The organism is Geobacter argillaceus (assembly GCF_007830735.1).
Lineage (GTDB): Bacteria > Desulfobacterota > Desulfuromonadia > Geobacterales > DSM-12255 > Geomobilibacter > Geomobilibacter argillaceus.
In genome coordinates, this window is record NZ_VLLN01000001.1 from 72,974 (window position 1) to 88,776 (window position 15,803).

The 15,803-nt window shown below is 63.5% G+C and carries 9 protein-coding genes; all 9 read right to left on the reverse strand.

The genetic code is table 11. The features are described from left to right. Positions 1-45 precede the first annotated feature (45 nt). The 9 genes from JN12_RS00340 to JN12_RS00380 all read right to left on the reverse strand — a co-directional run bounded on the left by JN12_RS00340 (position 46) and on the right by JN12_RS00380 (position 15,731). Positions 46-2,493 (reverse strand): Lon protease family protein, encoded by a 2,448-nt coding sequence (locus JN12_RS00340; protein ID WP_145016932.1) that lies wholly within the window; start codon positions 2,491-2,493, stop codon positions 46-48. 29 nt (positions 2,494-2,522) lie between these two features. Beyond that, complete coding sequence (locus tag JN12_RS00345; protein WP_145016934.1) at positions 2,523-3,788, reverse strand: dihydrolipoamide acetyltransferase family protein; 1,266 nt, start codon at positions 3,786-3,788, stop codon at positions 2,523-2,525. Beyond that, positions 3,778-4,761, reverse strand: coding sequence for an alpha-ketoacid dehydrogenase subunit beta (locus JN12_RS00350; RefSeq protein ID WP_145016937.1), 984 nt, complete (start codon positions 4,759-4,761; stop codon positions 3,778-3,780). Before JN12_RS00350 ends, JN12_RS00345 begins: the two co-directional genes overlap by 11 nt. After that, a complete protein-coding gene (gene pdhA / locus JN12_RS00355; protein ID WP_145016939.1) occupies positions 4,754-5,731 on the reverse strand; it encodes a pyruvate dehydrogenase (acetyl-transferring) E1 component subunit alpha in 978 nt (325 codons plus the stop codon). Before pdhA ends, JN12_RS00350 begins: the two co-directional genes overlap by 8 nt. 8 nt (positions 5,732-5,739) lie before the next feature. Then, positions 5,740-7,923 (reverse strand): ATP-binding protein, encoded by a 2,184-nt coding sequence (locus JN12_RS00360; RefSeq protein ID WP_145016942.1) that lies wholly within the window; start codon positions 7,921-7,923, stop codon positions 5,740-5,742. 16 nt (positions 7,924-7,939) lie between these two features. Further along, positions 7,940-9,880, reverse strand: coding sequence for an aconitate hydratase (locus tag JN12_RS00365; protein WP_145016945.1), 1,941 nt, complete (start codon positions 9,878-9,880; stop codon positions 7,940-7,942). A 60-nt stretch (positions 9,881-9,940) separates the two neighbouring features. Continuing rightward, positions 9,941-11,383 (reverse strand): dihydrolipoyl dehydrogenase, encoded by a 1,443-nt coding sequence (gene lpdA, locus JN12_RS00370; RefSeq protein ID WP_145016947.1) that lies wholly within the window; start codon positions 11,381-11,383, stop codon positions 9,941-9,943. Between the two features lie 312 nt (positions 11,384-11,695). After that, complete coding sequence (gene odhB, locus JN12_RS00375; RefSeq protein WP_145016949.1) at positions 11,696-12,877, reverse strand: 2-oxoglutarate dehydrogenase complex dihydrolipoyllysine-residue succinyltransferase; 1,182 nt, start codon at positions 12,875-12,877, stop codon at positions 11,696-11,698. Positions 12,878-13,031: 154 nt separating this feature from the next. Then, positions 13,032-15,731 (reverse strand): 2-oxoglutarate dehydrogenase E1 component, encoded by a 2,700-nt coding sequence (locus JN12_RS00380; protein ID WP_145016952.1) that lies wholly within the window; start codon positions 15,729-15,731, stop codon positions 13,032-13,034. Positions 15,732-15,803 lie beyond the last annotated feature (72 nt).

Sequence of the window (15,803 nt, forward strand, 5' to 3'; positions counted from 1 at the left end):
CTATCCCCTTCTAGGAGATACGCTCCCTCCTGTCAAGTCCGAACTCTACTCCGGCCCCTCCTTCGCCTTTTTCTCCTTGCCACTTTCCTTATCACTGCCAGCGCCGAATTTCTTCATCTGCTTCAGCATCTCCCTGAGGCGCCGGTCCACCAGGCCGTTCACGGTCTGGTCCGGCCAGCTGCCGTCATCCTTACGTTCGCCGGCCGGCATCCCGGTCAGGATCTCGATCCCCTCGTCGATGGTGGCCACGCTCCAGATATGGAATCGCCCCTCGCGCACCGCGGCCACTACCTCATCCGACAGCATCAGGTGCCGCTCGTTGCTTTTGGGGATCATCACCCCCTGGTCGCCGGTCAGCCCCTTGGCCTTGCAGACCGCATAGAACCCCTCGATCTTGTAATTGACCCCGCCGATCGGCTGGACCCTGCCCAACTGGTTGACGCTGCCGGTGACGGCGATCCCCTGCCGGATCGGCACCCCGGAGAGGGCCGAGAGCAGGGCGTAGAGCTCCGTCGACGAGGCGCTGTCCCCCTCCACCCCCTCGTAGTTCTGCTCGAAGCAGAGTGAAGCAGAGAACGACAGCGGCTTGTCATAGGCAAACTTCCCCCCCAGGTACCCGGTCAGGATCAGGACCCCCTTGTCGTGGATCGGGCCGGAGAGTTTCACCTCCCGCTCGATATTGACCATGCCGGCCCGCCCCAGGTAGACCCGTGCCGTCAGGCGCGAGGGCCGGCCGAACATGTAGTCGCCCAGCGTAATGACCGAGAGGCCGTTGATCTGCCCCACCACGTCACCATCCACGTCCACCATGATGGTGCCGTCCTCGAACAGTTCCTGCATCCGCTCCTCGATCAAGTTGCTCCGGTAGATCTTCTCCTCGATGGCCCGCTTCACGAACTGCCGCGAGACCACCGTGGCCCCGTCCTTCCCGGCCCAGTAGCTGGCTTCGCGGATCAGGTCGGCAATCTCCGTGAATTGGGAGGAGAGTTTCTGCTGGTCTTCCACGAGCCGGGCCGAGTAATCGAGGAGCCCGGCCATCCCGCTCCGGTCGAAGGGGAGGAGCCCCTCTTCCTTGCAGTGGGTGGCGACGAACAGGGCGTAATCCTGCACAATTTCCGGCGTCCTGCTGATCCGGCTGTCGAAATCGGCCCGTACCTTGAAAAACTTCCGGTAATCGGGCTCCAGGTAGAAGAGGAGATAGTAGATCCAGGGAGAACCGATCATGATGATCTTCGTCTGGAGCGTCACCGGCTCCGGTTTGAGCGAGGCAATGGACATGAACCGGTACTGCTCCAGCACATCCTCGATCTTGATCTCGCCGCTCCGGATGCAACGCTTGAGGGCATCCCAGGCAAACGGATTGATCAGGACCTCCCTGGCATCCACGACCAGGTACCCGCCGTTGGCCTTGTGCATTGCCCCGGGTTTCACCAGGGTGAAGTTGGTGGTGGCCATCCCCCCCATCTGCATCACATGCTCGATACGGCCAAAGAGGTTGTTGTAGGTGGGATTCTGCTCGAAAATAACCGGTGCGCCTTCCGTTTCGTGGTTGTCGATGAACAGGTTCACCTCGTACCGCTCGAAGGAGGGCTCCTGGCGTGGAAGGCGGATGCCGGCGATCTGCGGCTGGGGTCCCTGGGGTTTGAAATCGTCCAGGTTGTTCAGGATATCCTCCTGGACCGACTCCAGGTAGGTCACCACCTTGGGCCAGTCAGCGTATTTCTCCTTCAGCGGGTCAATGTGGTGGCCAACCGCCGAAAGCCCCACATTCCGGTCCAAGAGCGCCAGGGCATCCCTGGTCGCCTTTTCGTTCTCACGCACCTGACGCAGGACATCGTTCAGCCGCTCGGTGAGGAATCCGCCGTTCTCGTCCAGCTTCTCCCGCTCTTCCCGGGGAAGGGCCTCGTACTCCTCCTGGGTATAGTTGCGCCCCTCTTTCTGGGGAACCATGACCAGACCCGACACGGTACGCTGCAGGGCAAAGCTCCGCTCCTCGGCCTCCTTTTCCAGGGCGCTGAAAAGCTCGCCGTTCTTCTCCTGGTATTCCTCGACCACCGCCGACTTGCCGGTCTCGTAATCCTTGCTGTCCAACGCCTTGGGGATATTGATCTTGATCCCCTCCACCATCTCCTTCATGTCGGCAACGAAAACGGACCCCTGACCTGCCGCCAGGGGAAGGCAGATCGGGTTGTCAGCGGACTTGAAGTTGTAGACGTAGCAGAGATCGGGCGGGGTCGGCTCGCCCTTGGCCCGCTTTTTCAGGATGTTCTTGATCGTCGAGTTCCGGCCGGTCCCGACCTGTCCGGACAGAAAAAGGTTGAAGCCGCCATCCCGCATCCCCAGACTGAAGTCGATTGAACGGAGCGCCCGCTCCTGGCCGATGCTCCCTTCCAGTTCCGGGATCTCCGCGGTCGTCCCGAAGGTGAAGAGGTTCTCGTCGCATTCCCAGCGGAGCTTCTCCATTGGCACTTTCTGTTTGTCGCTTACTGACATGATTCCCTCCTGAAAGTTATAATTCAACGTCACAACAGCAGTTTCACCGGATGCTCCAGGAGCCCTTTCAGCTCCCGCAGGAACCCGGCGGCATAGGCCCCGTCCAGTATCCGGTGGTCGGCGGAGATGGTCAGCTTCATCACCTTCCCGACCATCGGCTGCCCGTGCCTGGCCAGCACCGCATCCTGCAGTCCGCCAACAGCCAGTATCGCCGCCTGGGGCGGCATGATCACGGCAGCGAACTCATGCACCCCGTACATCCCCAGGTTGGAGATTGTGAAGGTGCCGCCGCTCAGTTCCGCCTCGCTCAGCCTGCTACTGCGGGCTCTTTCGAACAAAGGACGGCTCCTGGCAGCAATCTCCCTGAGCGACAGCCCCTGGCAGCCCCGTAACACCGGCACCAGAAGCCCGTCGGGAAGGCTGACCGCCACTCCGATATTGATCTCCTGGTTGACGATAATCCGGTCGCCACCGAACGAGGCGTTCATACGGGGAAACTTCTGCAGGGCCACGGCACTGGCTTTCAGCACGAAATCGTTCACGCTGGCCGGTATACCGTTCGCCTTCAATTCGCGCCGCAGCTCCAGCGCGGCATCCATGAACACCTCCATGGTCACGAAAAAATGGGGAATGGTCCGCCACGCCAGTTCCACGGTCCGGGCAATCGCCGCCCGCATCCGGGAGAGGGGGAGCTCGGAAACGGTCTGCGGCGCTCCGGTGAAAACCTGGCCGGCCGGCGCGCCAGCCTCGCCAGTGGCGGCGGTCGCCGGCTCAGGCTCCTCGTTCAGCGGAGCCGCTGACAGGCTGACCCCGGAGAACCGCTCCAGGTCCTCCAGGAGCACCCGGCCACCGGGGCCACTTCCCTGCACTAACGCCAGATCGATCCCCATTTCCCGCGCCTTGCGGCGCACCACCGGCGCCGCCTGCTCCTCGTGGTGATCCGGAGCGGCAACGGTCACGGGCGGAGCCGGTTCCTCGATCACCCGCTCCGGACCGATCCCGACGCGATCCACCGGCGGTTCGGAGGCCGGCGGCAGTGCTGTTGCCACCGCTTCGTCCGGCGCGCCGATCAGACCGATGACGGTACCAACCGGCACCAGTTGGCCGGCCTTGACCCGCTGCTCCAGCAGGACACCGGTGGTAAACGCCTCCAGGTCCATCACGGCCTTGTCGGTCTCCACTTCGGCAATCACGTCCCCCCGCTGGACCGCCTCACCGATCCCCTTCTTCCAGGCGCCGAGCCGTCCCTCGGTCATGGTGTCAGAGAGTTTCGGCATGGTGATTTCAGTTGCCATGCAGCACCTCTTCTACCGCCGCGACGATCGTCTCCGTCTGCGGGATGCATAACTTTTCGATCTTCCGCGAATAGGGCATCGGCACATCCAGGCCGGCCACCCTCTTTACCGGTGCCAGGAGGGTCTCGAAGCAGGCCTCGTGAATCCGGTGGGCCAGGTCCCCTCCCAGGCCGGCGGTCCGCCAGCATTCCTCGACCACCACGGCCCGGCCGGTCTTCCGCGCCGAAGCGATGAAGGTCTCCGTGTCCAGCGGATTCAGGGTCCGCAGGTCGACCACCTCGCAGGAGATCCCGGCCTGTTCCAGCTCGGCAGCGGCCTGCAGGGCCAGGATGGTCATCCGGGCATAGGCGACGATGGTCACGTCCGTCCCTTCCCTTACTACGTTCGCCCTGCCGAACGGCACCAGGAATTCCGGGTCGTCCGGCACCTCCCCCTTGCTGTTGTACAGGAGCTCGTGCTCCAGGAAGATCACCGGGTTGTTGTCCCGGATGGCGCTCTTCAGGAGCCCCTTGGCGTCGGCCGGAAAGGCCGGGTAGGCAACGCGGAGACCGGGGCAGTGCATGAAATAGGTCTCCAGGGACTGGGAATGCTGGGCGCCCAGCTGGCTGCCGCCACCGCCCGGCATCCGGACCGTCATGGGGAGGAAGGTCTGGCCGCCAAACATGGAGCGGATCTTGGCCATATGGTCGACGATCTGGTCCATGGCCAGGAGGGCGAAGTTGACGGTCATCAGCTCGGCCACCGGCCGCAGGCCCCCCATGGCGGCGCCAACCGCCACGCCGACGATGGTGTTTTCCGAAATGGGGGTGTCTTTCACCCGCTCCTCGCCGAACTCGGCCAACAGCCCCCGGGTCACCTTGAAGGAGCCCTCGTACAGCGCCACGTCCTCGCCAAAGGTCACGACTGACGGGTCGCGGCGCATCTCTTCCTTCAGGGCGAGATTTAATGCGTCTCGATAGGTCATTTCAGACATAGATATCCTCCCACACCGCCCCATCCTCAGGCCAGGGCGACTCCTCGGCAAACGTGACCGCTTCTGCCACCCGCGCCCGTGCCTTTGCCAGGATGGCATCCAGTTGAGGCCGGGTAACGATCCCCTCCTCCAGGAGCCGCCTGCTAAAGGCCGGAAGCGGGTCCCGGGCCTTCCAGACCTCGTGCTCGGCGGCGCTGCGGTACTTGGCCGGGTCGGCCATGGAGTGACCCCGGAACCGGTAGGTGACCGCCTCGATGAAGTAGGGTCGGCTATGCTCCCGCACCCACTCGGCCGCCCGTTTGACCGCCGCATAGACCGCCAGCACGTCCATGCCGTCCACCTTTTCCGACGGGATGTCGTAGCCGCAGGTCCGCTTGTGGATGTCGGGAATGGCCGAGGAACGGTGCACCTCGGTGCCGATGCCGTAGAAGTTGTTCTCGCAGACGAACAGGACCGGCAGCTCCCAGAGCCGCGCCCAGTTGAGCCCCTCGTGGAAGGTCCCCTGGTTGACCGCGCCGTCGCCGAAGAAGCAGGCGGCAAGCCGGTCCTCGCCCCGATACTTGGCACTGAAGGCCAGCCCGACGGCGATGGGGAACTGGCCCCCCACAATGGCGTATCCCCCCATGAAGTTTAAGGAAGGATCGAAGAGGTGCATGGAGCCCCCCTTCCCCTTGCAGATCCCGGTGCTCCTGCCGAACAGCTCGGCCATCACCCGTTTCGGGTCCGCCCCCCGGACGATCGCCTGGGCATGCTCCCGGTAGGCGGAGAGGATGTAGTCATCCTTGTGAAGCCCGGCCGTGGCGCCGACTGCCACCGCCTCCTGGCCGCTGTACAGGTGGAGGAAACCGGTGATCTGCCCCTTGGTGTACTGCTCGGCGCACGACTCCTCGAACTCGCGGGAAAGGACCATCTGTTCGTAAAGCCTGATCAACTGCTGGTCGGGCAGGACCGCCCTCAGTCTCGTCTCCATGTATCACCTCAATGACTTTTCTGTCGGTCACCTTCATGGCTGTCGTGGCGCCAGCCGGCCAGGGTAAACGAGAAGGTAGCTCCCCGGCCGGGCGCTGCCTCGACCCAGATCCGCCCCCCGTGGCGGTGAACGATCCGCTGCACCGTGGCCAGGCCGACGCCGGTGCCGGGGAATTCCTCGTCGCGGTGCAGCCGCTGGAACGGGACAAAAAGCCTGTTTGCATAGGTCATGTCGAGACCGGCACCATTGTCCCGGACAAAGTAGATCGTCTCGCCGCTCTCTGCCGAACTGCCGAATTCGATCCGCGCCACATCCTGCTTGCTGCTGTATTTCCAGGCATTTTCAAGAAGATTTTCAAGGAGCCCCTTCAGAAGGGAAGGGTCACCCATGACAGTCACCCCTTCGGCGACCGTAAACTCCACCCTGCGCCCCGGCTGACCTTCCCGGAGCTCGTCGGCAATCCCCCGGGCCGTTTCGCTCAAATCGACCTCCTTGAAGACCAGTTCGCTCTGATTGATCCTGGAAAGGGCCAGGAGAGAATCGATCATCTCCTGCATCCGGTTGCATCCTCTGACGATCCGGTCGAGATACTCCCGTCCCGTTTCGTCAAGCCGCTCCGCGCTCTCCTCGATGAGAATGCGGGCAAAGCCCCCCACATGCCTGAGCGGTGCCCGCAGGTCGTGGGAGACGGCGTAGGTGAACGACTCCAGCTCACGATTGGCGGTCCCCAATTGGCCGATGGTGGTCTCCAGTTCGTCGTTGATCGCTTCCAGTTCCAGGTTGTTCTCCTCCAGCAGCTCGTCCTTTTCCTGCAACGCCTTTTCCGCCAGCTTCTCTTCGGTCACGTCCCTGATGCTCCAGACTCGGCCGATCGGCTTCCCTTCCAACAGCTGGGGAATGGAGTAGCACTCGAAAACCTTGCCGTCCCGGGTGCGGAACAGGTCCCGCTCCATCCGAACGGGGTCACGGTAGAGTTCGTCAATGCGCTGGATATAGCCCTCTATCCCATCTACCCGGCTACTCATGAACTCCAGGAGTCCGCGGGTTGTGGCCTGCGTCAGCAGCTCTTCCGGTACGTCCAGCAAGTTGACGAACTTCCGGTTGTAGATGCTGACCTTCCGGTCCAGTCCGACAACGAGTATCCCGTCGACCGTTGACTCGATGGCGGCGTTGAGGAGCGAAACCGTCCGCGCCACCTCTGACGTCCGTTCCCGTACCAGATCCTCCAGCTGCTCCTGATGGCGCCTAAGCGCCTCCTCGCTCTCGCGCAGCTCCCTGGTCCGCAGTTCCACCTCCTGCTGCAGCAGGATCGGCTGCTTCAGCAGGAGATACGCCAGCCGGGAAACCAGCAGCGACAGGAAGAGCGCTATCCCCACCTCCAGCCAGAGCACGCCGTGACGACGTGCCAGCCACCCATCCCTGGGCTGGAGACTCAGGTGCCAGGTCCCGCTATATACGGCAAAATCGTAGGAAATGGCATCGTTTAACCGGTCCGGTCCGCTCCGGGCGATAATCTGCGGCTTGCTTGTGTCCGGGTGGAGCCGCCAGAGGACATAATCGTACCCCTGTTTTTCCAGCCTCCTGATTTCTGCCGCCTTGAGCAGGTCGGTCAGCCGTATGAGCACATTGGCGAAGCCCCAGAAATCATCGCCTGTAATGCGGTCCACCCGGAAAACGGGGAGTCGGCCGGCCAGCCCCACTCCTCCCTGGACCAGATTGAGTGGCCCATCCAGCGTCAGTTGCCGTGTTTCGACCGCTTCCCGGGCTTTCCGGTTACGCTTGGTGTCGGCCAGCAGGTCATGGCCGATGGCCCGCTCGTTTCCTGCCAACGGAACGATGTGCCGCACCACCCCTCCCGGTGCATACTGCAGGCTGCTGGCCCCGGGATGAAAGCGGAGCAGGTCGGTGGCGAGCCGCTCGAACGCGGGAGGGTTGACGTAGTAGCCGTTTTCGCGAAGCACCACTGCCAGGGCATAGGTTGCGGAAAGTGCCCCATCCAGGTACTGGTTCAACACGCTTGCCTGATACCCCGCCAGGGCCAGGGCCTCTTCCTGGTTGTCCCGCCGGATAATGTGCATGTGCAGCCAGATGGCACCCAGCGAGGCCAGCAAGGTTACGACAAAGGTAATGGCAACTGCCGTGCGGTACCGGGGCACCAGCCCGCTCTTGGCCTTTGCGGACTGTTCGGTCATGGTCTGCCGGGCTCCGTCATGCGCCACCCTGTTTCACGAAATTGAGCGTTCCACCGGCCAGCAGCTCTTGCCGCTGCCGTGCCGACACCTCCAGCAGGGTAACGATGGTCCTGCCGTTCACCTCCACCGGGATCTCCGTGGCACCGGAGGCGACGAACTGCCGCACACCCTTGAACAGCAGCCTCTCCCCCTGCCTGAGGGTGTCGTAATCGGCCGGGTCCCTGAAGGTGAGCGGCAGGATGCCGAAGTTGATCAGGTTCGCCTTGTGGATCCGGGCGAAGCTCTTGGCAATCTTGGCGCGGATTCCCAGGTAACGCGGCGCCAGTGCCGCGTGCTCCCGGCTTGACCCCTGGCCGTAGTTCTCGCCGGCAACCACCACCCCGCTTCCCTTGGCCATGGCCCGCTCCGGGAATTCCGGATCGATGATCTCGAACACGAACCGGCTGATGGCCGGGATGTTGCTCCGGAACGGGAGCACCTTGTTGCCGGCCGGCATGATGGTGTCGGTGGAGATATTGTCACCCACCGTGATGATCACCTCCGCCGACAGATCGTCCGGCAGCGGCTCGAAGTCGGGGAACGGCACGATGTTCGGCCCGGTGACGATCTCCGCCCGTGCCGCCTCGGCCGGCGGCAGGGGATGGATGATGCTGGAGTCGTCCAGCAGGTAACTATCCGGGTTCTGGACGGCCGGCCATGTCATCAGCTTGCCCAGCTCCCGCGGATCGGTGATGACACCGAACAGGCCGGCGGCAGCGGCGGTCTCCGGCGAGCAGAGGTAGACCCGATCGTTCTTGGTGCCGCTTCTGCCCGGGAAATTGCGGGGAAAGGTGCGCAGCGAAACCTGATCGGTGCCCGGCGCCTGCCCCATGCCGATACACCCCAGACAGCCGGGCTGGTGGATCTGGGCGCCGGCCAGAAGGAGCATCATGAAGCCCCCTTGCGCCGCAACATTCTCCAACACCTGGCGGCTGCCGGGGTTGATGTTGAAGGAAACATGGGGTGCCACCCGTTGGCCGTCCAAGATGCGGCAGACGGTCATCAGGTCGCGGAACGAGGAGTTGACCGAGCTCCCCACGATCACCTGGTCCACTTTGGTCCCGGCCACCTCACGAACCGGTACCACCTTGTCCGGTGACGAGGGACAAGCGATGAGCGGCTCCAGGGTGGAAAGATCGATCTCGTCGTACTCGTCGTAACCGGCATCGGGATCGGCGGCCAGTTCCGACCATGAAGCACCGCGCCCCTGGGCCTCCAGGAACTCCCGGGTCCGGTGGTCCGACGGGAAGATGGAGGTGGTTGCACCCAGTTCAGCCCCCATATTGCCGATGGTGGCCCGGTCGGTGGCCGACAGGGTCGCCACGCCCGGGCCGTAATACTCGATGATCTTCCCCACGCCACCCTTCACGCTGTGGCGACGGAGCATCTCCAGGATCACGTCCTTGCCCGAGACCCACGGCGGCAGCTGACCGGTCAGCTTCACCCCAAAGACCTTGGGACAGGGAAGATGGAACGGGTGGCCGGCCATGGCCAGGGCCACGTCCAGGCCGCCGGCGCCGATGGCCAGCATGGCCAGCCCGGCAGCCGACGGGGTGTGGGAATCGGCACCGAGCATCACCTTTCCCGGCACCCCGAACCGCTCCAGATGCACCTGGTGGGAGACACCATTACCCGGTTTGGAGAGGTGGATGCCGAACCGCTGGGCCGCCGTTGCCAGGAAGACGTGGTCGTCGGCGTTCTTGTTGTCGGTCTGGAGCAGGTTGTGGTCGATGTACTGGGCCGCCAGCTCCACCTTCACCCGGTCGACCCCCATGGCCATGAACTCCAGCAAGGCCATGGTGCCGGTCGCATCCTGCAGCAGGGTGTGGTCGATTCTGATAGCTATTTCTGTGCCCGGAATCAGCTCACCCTTTTCCAGGTGAGCCTCCAGGATCTTTGTCGTAAGGTTCTTTGCCATGGCGTTCTCCTTTTGAAAACCTTTGTAACAGTTGCAGAGAGCGGTTCAATGGGTGCTGTTTCACGCGTGGATGGCCCGCTTTTCCACGTCCAGTGCCGCCTCTTTCATCGCCTCGGAAAAGGTCGGGTGGGCATGGAAGGTCATGGCCACATCCTGGGCTGTCCCACCGTAGGTCATGGCGGTGACCGCCTCGGCGATCAGGTCAGAGGCCCGCGGCCCGATGATATGGACCCCCAGGAGCCGGCCGCTCTGCTGATGGGCCAGTACCTTGACGAACCCCTCGGTTTCGTCCAGGCACCTGGCCCGTCCATTGGCCACAAAACTGAACCTGCCGCTCCCATAAGGGACTCCTTCCGCCTTCAGCTGCTCCTCGGTCTTCCCCACCGACGCCACCTCCGGCCAAGTGTAGCAGATGCCGGGCAGATAGTCGTAATCGACCTGTGATGCCTCACCGCGGAGCCGTTCGGCGAACACCACCGCCTCCTCCATCGCCTTGTGCGCCAGCATCGGACCGGGAATCAGATCGCCGATGGCGTAGATGCCGGGTGCCGAAGTCTGATAGTTTTCGTCTACAACTATTCTACCATGGTCATCCAACTTTACCTCTGCCGCTTCGAGCCCCAGGCCGCCGGTCAGTGGCTTCCTGCCGACCGCCACCAGCAGTGCACTACAGGGAAGCTCTTCGCTCCCCCCCGGCCCCTCGATGCTGGCCACGGTCTGGCCGTCCCGCTTGGTGACGCCTGTCACCCGTGTCTCGAAGCGAAAGGCTATCCCCTGCTTCTTGAGTCCCCGCACCAGGGCGTCCGCAACCTGGCCGTCGGTGGCCGGCAGAGGTTTGGGAAGCATCTCCACCACCGTCACCCTGGCGCCGAGCCGGCGCCAGACCGATCCGAGCTCCAGGCCGATGTAGCCGGCACCCACCACCAGCAGATGTTCCGGCACCGTTGCAAAGGAGAGTGCCTCCCGCGCACTCACCACGGTCTCGTCGTCGAACGGCATGAACGGCAGCTCGACAGCGGCACTGCCCGTGGCAAGGAGGACGCGACGGCCCCTTATGGCCTTTGAATCTTCCCGGTCCCCGGTCCCCGGTCCCTGGTCCCCATTTTTCACCTCCACCCGATGCATCCCGTCCGCACCCTTTCCGGCCAGCCGGCCTTGGCCGGTTACCAGGGTAATCCCGTTCTTTTTGAAGAGGAAGGCGACGCCATCGGTGAGTTTTTTCACCACGTCGTCCTTCCGCGCCATCATCCGGCCCAGATTGAGGACCGGCGGAGGGATCTCGATGCCGTGGCTGCTAAACCGGTCCCGCGCCAGGGCGAAGTATTCGGAAGAATCCAGGAGCGCCTTGCTCGGGATGCACCCCTCGTTAAGACAGACCCCGCCCAGGGCGGAACGGCTCTCCACCACCGCTACCGTCATCCCCAGCTGGGCAGCCCGAATCGCGGCCACGTAGCCACCCGGGCCGGCACCGATGATAATCAGGTCAAAAAAAATTTCAGACATGTTAAGAAATCCTCCAAGATTTTCGTCGCGTAGCGACCGAACGCCTGTAGCCCGGCGATTCATCGCCGGGGAAACTATCACCCAAACCATTTCTGTCGCGTAGCGACATCTCTAACGATAAGCCGCTACGCGGCTTGCCGATAACGAGGAATCCTGCAACCGGGGGATAAATCCCCCGGCTACACGCATTCTGTCCCTGACGGGACGAAAAGTCCCGTCGGTTATGTTGAGCCCTCGAAAACCAACAACCTCTCTCGCCACTGCTACACCATAAGGTTTCGTTCCTCAACCCAACGGATAAGACCGTTTTTCTTATCCCTCCAGAAACAGCTCTTCCGGCTCTTCCACATACGCCTTCACCTTCTTTAGGAACTGCACAGCCTCCCGACCGTCGATGATCCGGTGGTCATAGGAGAGGGCAAGGTACATCATGGGGCGGATCACGATCTGACCATCCCGCACCACCGGCCGCTCCTGGACGGCATGCATCCCCAGCACGCCGCTCTGGGGCGGATTGAGGATCGGGGTGCTCATCAGGGAGCCGTAGACCCCGCCGTTGCTGATGCTGAAGGTACCCCCCTCCAGGTCGGCAATGGCCAGGCGGTTCGTCCGGACCTTCTCCACGAAACCGGCAATCCGCTGCTCGATCTCCGCAAAATGGAGCTGGTCGGCATCCTTCAGGACCGGCACCACCAGCCCCTTTTCCCCGCCAATGGCGATGCCGATGTCGTAGAAATCGTGAAAGACGAGGTCGTCGCCGTCGATGCTGGCGTTAACGGCCGGAAACTCGCGCAGCGCCTCGCAACAGGCCTTGACGAAAAAAGACATGAACCCCAGGGATACGCCGTGTTTCTGCTGGAAATGCTCCTTGTGGCGCCTGCGCAGCTCGATGATCCGGCTCATCTCCGCCTCGTTGAAGGTGGTGAGCATGGCGGTCTGCTGCCGGGCCGAAAGGAGCCGCTCGGCGATCCGCTTCCGGATCGGGCTCATTGCCACCCGCCGGCTCCGGTCTTCAGTCCGGTCCGCTGTCGGCCGGTAGGGGGCCGGCTCCTCCGACCTGACGGACGACGGCAAGGTCTCATCGCCTTTTCCTGGTTCCTGTTTTCCAGTCCCCAGCAGATCCTCGACCGTTACCCGTCCACCCCGGCCGGTACCGACGACAGCCGTCACGTCTACCCCCTGCTCGGCCGCCAGCTTCCTCACCGCCGGCGACAGGGGTGGCCGCTTTGCAGCATCTCCGGCCGGCAGCACTGTTTTCGGTACCGGCCCCGTGGCGAGACTGCCGATCACCGTGCCGATCTTCACCGTTTCGCCGGCCGGGACGGCAATGGTAAGCACGCCGTCCGCCTCGGCCGGCAGCTCCAGGGTGATCTTGTCGGTCTCCAACTCGCAGAGCGGCTCGTCCCTCTGCACCGCCGCACCGTCCTCCTTGAGCCATTTCGCCACCAACGCCTCATGCACCGATTCGCCGACCTCGGGGATCTTGATATCCATGATTCCTCCAGTGCCCTAACCTGAAAACAATTGTCAACCGCTGATGAACGCGGATGAACGCCGATAAAATCCTTGAAACAAGACGCATCCAATCGATCAGCGTGCATCCGCGGTTCAAACGCCTTTCCCGACAGGAACCGGGACAGCTCGGGTCTCACAAAGCGCCGAACGCCGCCTCAATGATCCTCTTCTGCTCCTCCGCATGCAGCCGATGGGAGCCGACTGCCGGCGCCGCGGCCGGTGGCCGCCCCACATAGCGCGGCTCATGGCCGATCGCTTCCGTCAGGTACGGTCGGAGATGCTCCCAGGCCCCCATGTTGGCCGGCTCCTCCTGGACCCAGCGCCACTCAACGGCGTCGGGAAACGTGGCTACCGCTTTCCGGAGCAGGTCGGTCCGTACCGGGTAGAGCTGCTCCACCCGGATGATCGCCACATCCCGCCTGGCAAGCGCCTCCCGCTGCTCCAGGAGTTCGTAATAGATCTTGCCGCTGCATATGAGCAGTGTCGTCGCCCCTTCCCGGATCTCGGGATCGGGCAGAACCTCGCGGAACGAGCCGTCGCTAAGGTCGGCCAGGTCCGAGACGCACGCAGGATGGCGGAGCAGGCTCTTGGGGGTGAACACGACCAGCGGCTTGCGGAAGGGGAGCTTTACCTGGCGTCGCAGGAGATGGAAGAGCTGTGCCGGCGTGGACGGATACACGACCAGAAGATTGTCCTCGGCGCAGAGCTGGAGATACCGCTCGATCCGGGCGCTGGAGTGCTCCGCCCCCTGCCCCTCGTACCCATGGGGGAGGAAGAGGACCAGGCCGCAGGAGCGGTCCCACTTGCTCTCGCCGCCGGCGATGAACTGGTCGATGATCACCTGGGCGCCGTTGGCGAAGTCGCCGAACTGGGCCTCCCAGATCACCAGGCTGTCCGGGAAGCTGACGGCGTAGCCGTACTCGAAACCGAGCACGGCATTCTCCGAAAGCATGCTGTCAAAAACCTGGAAGGTCGCCCCGGCCTTCGCCACGCCGGCGAGCGGGATATGGCGGGCGTCGGTATGCAGGTCGTGCAGCACGGCATGGCGATGGTTGAAGGTGCCGCGCCGGGAGTCCTGCCCCGAAAGTCGGACCACGCCCCCCTCATTCAGCAGGGTCGCATAGCCAAGGGCCTCGGCGCTCCCCCAGTCAAGCCCGGTTCCCGCCTGGACCATTTCCCGGCGGCGGTCCAGAAGGGCAGCCACCTTGGGGTGGGGGGTGAACCCATCGGGGAGCGTTGCGAGACGGTCGGCCAGGGAGGCCAGGGTTTGCCGCGGCACACCGGTGGCAACCTCCACCGGTGCGTAGTCGCGCCGGATCTCGTGCCAGGCCCCTTCATGCCCGAGATCCGCCGTGGGATCGGGCTCCTCCTGCAGAGCGCTCTCCAGGCGGGCCTTCACCTCCTGCTCCATGGCGTCAATGGTTGCCGTCTCCTCACCCGCGGCAATCAACTGGTCGGCATAGAGACGATAGGCCGGCGGCCGTCCCTTGATCCGTTCGTACATGAGCGGCTGGGTGAAGAACGGCTCGTCACCCTCGTTGTGGCCGTGCCGGCGGTAGCAGATGATCTCCACCACCACGTCCCGGCCGAACGCCTGCCGGTAATCGAGCGCCAGCCTCGCCACATGGGCAACGGCTTCCGGATCTTCGCCGTGGACGTGAAAAACCGGGATCATCAGCATCCTTGCCATATCGGTGGCATACCGGGTGGACCGGGCGTCCGCCGGCAGGGTGGTGAAGCCGATCTGGTTGTTGATGACCACGTGGAGGGTGCCGCCGGTGCCGTACCCTTCCAGTTGGGAGAGGTTGAAGGTCTCGGCCACGATCCCCTGGCCGGCAAAGGCCGCGTCGCCGTGGATCAGGACCGGCAGGAGCCGTTTCCTGCCGTCGGTGCCGAGACGGTCCTGGCGGGCACGGCTCGTCCCTTCCACCACCGGATCGACCGCCTCCAGATGGGAGGGGTTGAAGGCCAGGGCCAGGTGGAGCCGGTGGCCGGGAGCCGCTTCCAGGTCAACGGAAAACCCCTTGTGGTATTTCACGTCCCCCTCACCGACGATACCCAGTTCCCGGTTGTCGGCAAACTCGGCAAAGATGTTGGCCAGCGGCTTGCCGAGGATATTGGCCAGGACGTTCAGCCGCCCCCGATGTGCCATGCCGAGGACCATGGCACTGATGCCGTGGCCGGCTGCACTGCCGACCAGCTGGTCCAGGAGGACGATCAGGGCTTCGCCCCCCTCCAGGGAAAACCGTTTCTGGCCAATGAACCTGCGGTGGAGAAACTCCTCGAACAGGGTCGCTTCCTGGAGCCGCCTGAGTATCCGGAGCTGCTCGTCGCGGGAAAAGCGGGTGCGGTTTCCGACCGGCTCCATCCGGTCGATGAGCCACTGCCGCTCGGCAGGTTCCTGGATATGCATGAACTCCACGCCGATGGCGTGGCAGTAGGTGTCACGCATCACTTCCAGGATCTCCCGAAGCGTCGTGCTCTGTTTCATGAAGCGCCGGGTATGCACCAGCGTGTCCAGATCGGCTTCGGTCAGGTCAAAGGCAGCCAGGTCCAAGAGCGGATGGGAAAGGGCACAGGGAGAGAGGGGATCGGTACAGGCCAGGAGGTGGCCGATATCCCGGTAGCGGTAGATCAGCGACTGTACCCCCGACTGCTTGAGGGGGGCGGCAGAGGGGCCGCCTTCTGCCGGCACAGCCGCCAGCGCGCCCCCGCCGAGTTCGTATCCGGCGAAAAAGGCCTGCCAGTCAGCCGGCAGCGGGTCGGGTGCCTGGCGCCAGAGGCGGTACTGTTCTTCGATCCATTGCGGAGAGAGGTTTCCAAGAGAGACCATGCAGCATTCCTTGTCATCGCTTAATTGGTCAGATCTGACCAGATGGAAGTATACCAGAGCATCCCCGGCGTT

What these genes read in the sequence shown, in the direction of transcription:
- JN12_RS00340 (WP_145016932.1), bottom strand. Translation starts at nt 2,493, where the DNA reads ATGTCAGTAAGCGACAAACAGAAAGTGCCAATGGAGAAGCTCCGCTGG.
- JN12_RS00345 (WP_145016934.1), bottom strand. Translation starts at nt 3,788, where the DNA reads ATGGCAACTGAAATCACCATGCCGAAACTCTCTGACACCATGACCGAG.
- JN12_RS00350 (WP_145016937.1), bottom strand. Translation starts at nt 4,761, where the DNA reads ATGTCTGAAATGACCTATCGAGACGCATTAAATCTCGCCCTGAAGGAA.
- pdhA (WP_145016939.1), bottom strand. Translation starts at nt 5,731, where the DNA reads ATGGAGACGAGACTGAGGGCGGTCCTGCCCGACCAGCAGTTGATCAGG.
- JN12_RS00360 (WP_145016942.1), bottom strand. Translation starts at nt 7,923, where the DNA reads ATGACCGAACAGTCCGCAAAGGCCAAGAGCGGGCTGGTGCCCCGGTAC.
- JN12_RS00365 (WP_145016945.1), bottom strand. Translation starts at nt 9,880, where the DNA reads ATGGCAAAGAACCTTACGACAAAGATCCTGGAGGCTCACCTGGAAAAG.
- lpdA (WP_145016947.1), bottom strand. Translation starts at nt 11,383, where the DNA reads ATGTCTGAAATTTTTTTTGACCTGATTATCATCGGTGCCGGCCCGGGT.
- odhB (WP_145016949.1), bottom strand. Translation starts at nt 12,877, where the DNA reads ATGGATATCAAGATCCCCGAGGTCGGCGAATCGGTGCATGAGGCGTTG.
- JN12_RS00380 (WP_145016952.1), bottom strand. Translation starts at nt 15,731, where the DNA reads ATGGTCTCTCTTGGAAACCTCTCTCCGCAATGGATCGAAGAACAGTAC.